This window comes from Methanobrevibacter sp. (assembly GCF_045577275.1).
Lineage (GTDB): Archaea > Methanobacteriota > Methanobacteria > Methanobacteriales > Methanobacteriaceae > Methanobrevibacter.
Window position 1 is genome coordinate 1 of record NZ_JAZNIB010000142.1, and the last position, 3,275, is coordinate 3,275.

2 protein-coding genes are annotated in these 3,275 nt (G+C 34.0%); both read left to right on the forward strand.

Annotation, left to right across the window (positions count from 1 at the left end; translation table 11 throughout):
- On the forward strand, positions 1 to 753 hold a 753-nt coding region (locus ACKI67_RS04375; RefSeq protein ID WP_407462175.1), incomplete at its 5' end, for a hypothetical protein.
- A gap of 197 nt (positions 754 to 950) precedes the next feature.
- Positions 951 to 3,275: DEAD/DEAH box helicase (locus ACKI67_RS04380; RefSeq protein ID WP_407462176.1), on the forward strand; the 2,325-nt coding region annotated here is incomplete at its 3' end.

Consider the following 3,275-nt stretch of genomic DNA (forward strand, 5'->3'; position numbering starts at 1 on the left):
AAGTATTGTCCTGAATGCGGACAGGAATATATTCCTAGACATAAGGCTGACGGATCTTCCAGTGATGATTTCAAAGGGCCTTTTGATGATTTCAGCAATAAGAGCTCTAAAAATCCATTTGAAAGCTCCTCTAAAAGGACTAATGACAATTCATCAAACACTTCCTCAGGCAGTACGGTCTCTGAAAGTCTGCCATGTGGAAAAATATGCATAGTTCTTTTTATTGTATTGTTATTGTTTTCAGTAATTGCCTATTATGCAAATACAGGCGATAATTCCAACAATTATGACACTTCTATTATAGAAGAAAGCTCCAGTAACCTTTCCAATAATGATTATCTATATGATAGAAATCGACAAGAAGGAAGTGGAAATCTAGGTTCAAATGACCATTATAAAATATCAATAGATAAGAATACTTATCTTAGCGGTAAAGGGGAGGCTCAGTTGATAGATTCCAATCATTCATATGACATTGAATCAGAAGGATTCACTATAACAGGATATGAAACCTATTATGTGAATTTAGGGGATGATTGGTATGTTTTAAATGTCTTCAAATGTGAATTTGAAAATGCATCTCAAAATCAGGTCTATAGTACTGATATGGATAATGGAGATCCAATTATCGTCTATTGTGGAAAAGGAGATTATGATGGATATGCAATAATCATGTCAAGTTCAAGCAATGATTCCAAATTCAAGACTAATGACTTTTTAGAGTCTATTTTCCATTATAAGAAACAAAAATAATTCTTTTTTATTTCTTATTTTTAACTATTCTTTTTTTACAATTTTTTATTTTTAAATTTTAGTTTATTTTATTATTTCAACTTATTTTTCAATTCTTTAATCCATTCACTATTTTTGTCTTAATCTTTTTAAACTATTAAAAATATATTTATAAACTAATAAGAACTTAAATTAAAGAAAAATCAGGAATTTTATCAATGATAGTATTAAACAAAAAGAAAAAGTCTTGGGAAATGTATCCTATTGGAAGTCCTAAAGGGGCTCTCAACACAAAGCGCAAGCCTGAATTTGTAGGTGTATTGAAGTTTAAGGAGGATGAGGAAGACGGTTCCATCTCCATTAAGCGTTTTGTAATTAAGGATGAAAAGGAAGATAAGCTTTATCCTCCTTCAAAGGCAATCAATCTATTGCGTTCTCAAGCTGTTTTCTTAGCTGACAAAGACGAAAAACTGGAATCTTTCCTAAAGCAAAACAACATTAAGGTCAGATTTACAAATATCTGCCAGCATTGCAGTTTTGAAGGGGAAGTGACCATAATAAACTCTGATTTTTCATATCGTTATCATGATCAGCTTATCTGCAAGACCTGTGCAGAAAACACTATCAAAAGGGAGCTTCAACTTAGAGGATATGATAAGAAGGTTTTCAGGAACTTCAAGAGGATATTGGACAAGACAGGCAGTTTGGATGATGTTTTGGAAATGCTTTCACCAAGATTCGATCCATTGGCACATACTGATTTGACATTGTTCGATAGGGTGAAGGTTCATGATACCAAAATACCTAAAATAGCCATGAAAAGGCTTAAGATTCCAGAAGAGTTCAAGAAGGTAATCATTCAGGAAAAGAACCAATACTTGCTTCCGGTTCAATATTTGGCAATTCGTGAAGGATTGCTTAAGGATGAAAATATGCTTGTAGTTTCAGCTACTGGAAGTGGAAAGACTTTAGTTGGAGAGCTCGCTGGAGTTCCTAAGGCATTGAACGGCAAAAAGTTTCTGTTTTTAACACCTCTTGTTGCACTTGCAAATCAGAAGTATAGGGATTTTAAAAAGAGATATGAACCTTTAGGTCTTAAAGTGGCAATTAAGGTAGGTATGAACCGTATAAAGGCAAAGGGAGAACTTAAACTACCTAATTCAAACATTCAGGATGCAGACATTATTGTCGGTACCTATGAGGGAATCGACTTCTTGATCCGTTCTGGAGAAAGCTCTGCATTGAATGATTTGGGACTAGTCCTTATAGATGAGATTCATACAATATCCGATGAGGATAGGGGTCTTAGGCTAAACGGTTTGATTAGGAGAATCGAGCATATCTTCCCAAATACCCAAATTATAGGATTGTCCGCTACCATCAAGAACCCTCAGGATTTGGCTAATGACTTCAATATGAAATTGGTTCAGTATAAGGAGCGTCCAGTTCCTCTTGAACGTCATATAGTCTTTGCAAGAGGAGATGTTCAAAGAAGAATCCTAATTAGAAAATTGGTGCAAAGGGAGTTCTACAGCACATCATCAAAAGGATTTAAGGGTCAAACTTTGATTTTTACAAATTCAAGAAGAAAAACCCATAAGATTGCTAATTTCCTCTCTGGAAAAGGGATCAATGCATCTGCTTACCATGCAGGATTGTCATATTTCAAAAAGGAAAAGATTGAAAAGGACTTCTCAAAAGGTAAGATAGCTGCAGTTGTCACAACAGCAGCATTAGCTGCAGGTGTGGATTTCCCAGCATCTCAAGTTATCTTTGAATCATTGCTTATGGGAAATAAGTGGATCAGTCCAAATGAATTCTCACAGATGTTAGGAAGGGCAGGTAGGCCAACCTATCATGATAGGGGTGTAATATATCTTATTCCAGAAATAGGCAGTGAATTTGATAACCAAAGTGAAGAGGCTGTGGCATTGGACCTTCTCGAAAGTGATGTTGAGGATATCTTTGTGGATTATACAGAGGATGGATCACTTGAACAGATACTTGCTGATATATCATCAAAGTCCTTAAGGAAAGTGGGGGAAGTTGAGGAATTCTATGAAAATATTCCAGTTCCAATGGATATAACAACAGCACTTGATGAACTTGAGGATAAAGATGCTATCAATATACATGCAGATGATACAATTGACACAACAAGGTTTGGAAGAGCAGTTGCAATGTCATTCTTATCTGTTGATGATGGTGTAATAATCAAGGATTCAATCAATGATTCACATTATTTAAGTCATTATTACAATAAGCCATTCTTCAAGACCAATTTGAAAGAGCTTAGGTTATTGGCTGAAAAGATAGATGGAGAGAATGAGAATATATTAAAGAAGAATAAGAAGATTAAAAATAATCTAAACAAACAGGTTAAAGACAGTTCCAAAAAGAGTAAAAAAGAGGATAATAAGGAATCTAAGAAGAAAAATAAGCCTAAAAAAGATTATAAAAAGAATAAGAAGAATAATAATAAAAATAATAAAAAATCTTTTAATAAGAACAGTTCTAATAAGTCTGATAAGCCTAATAAATCT